Annotated in this window: 1 protein-coding gene; it reads right to left on the reverse strand. The window is 33.5% G+C overall.

All coding sequences use genetic code 11. The features are described from left to right. Window positions 1–1131, reverse strand: a 1131-nt coding sequence (locus B3R79_RS01625; protein ID WP_349677278.1) for a restriction endonuclease subunit S, incomplete at both ends; no start/stop codon positions are given.

Here is a 1131-nt window from a genome sequence, read left to right on the forward strand (position 1 = left end):
ACGTTGATGAAGAGCGATAGTGTTGTCTATGTTTTCAAAAAAAGAAATAATCAATTGTTGTTCTTTATCATTGGGCATTTTCATATCAATATTTAAAAAATCAGACTCATGTATTCTCCATTGACCATAAACAACACCTTGACGAAATCTGACCATTTTAGAAATAAAGTCCTTTCGGGCAGACATAATCCCTATAAATTGACTTTCTCGTGATTTTTTTGACTTAAATATACTATAGACAGGGGATATAACAGCTTTTCCAGTTCTATTAAATCCAATTGAACCTGTTTCAAGATTATTAGAACTATATATGAAATCTCCCAATTCAGTTTTTTTATATTTTTTTTCTGAATCCTTGACTAAAAAGCTGCGATTATATCGTTCTACTTTTGGAGTAACTCCTTTGCCTTGTACAAAAGACATAAGAGGATATTCATTCGTTTCTGGCGTTTGATCATTACGTTCAGATAAAACATCTCCTAACTTACGCTCTTCCCAATCGTCAGCAAACCCCGCAAATCGCAATTCAGGAACTTTTTCCCCATTTTTAGGGAACATCTTTTGTAAAAAGCCTTTTTTCTGTTCTTTCAACAAATCTAACTTACGCTGATGAAGTGCGATAGTATCGTCTAACTGTTTGAAAAATGAGCCTATTTTTTGTTGCTCTTCAAGAGAGGTCGGGATTGAAAAGTTACTTGATGATACTTTCTTCCAATCTGATCTAGGCATTTTTGTACCTGATGTATCGTTAGCAACTCTTTGATAATTATCGGCTTGAATTAAACTATAAACAAATTTTGGCTCAGAATTTATAGATTTAAAAACCCAAAAATCTCCTAATGCTATACCTTTAAAGTCAGAAAATAACCAGTTTTTTAAATAAGGACGTAATTTCCCATACAGAATGTTGTCTGGTTCAAACAATGTTCCTTTTCTGTCATCAAATTTACGAGAGATATCCTTATTTAGGCGCCCTTCACCAGCAATGATATCTTCAAACTCAACCTTAGGCAATTGGTTATTATTTGATGATTTGTTTAATCTAACTACGATATCGGAGAACTTACGCTCTTCCCAATCGTCAGCAAACCCCGCAAATCGCAATTCAGGAACTTTCTTTTTAACTGAATC

The organism is Streptococcus sp. UBA3373 (assembly GCF_002360305.1).
Classification (GTDB): Bacteria; Bacillota; Bacilli; order Lactobacillales; family Streptococcaceae; genus Streptococcus; species Streptococcus alactolyticus.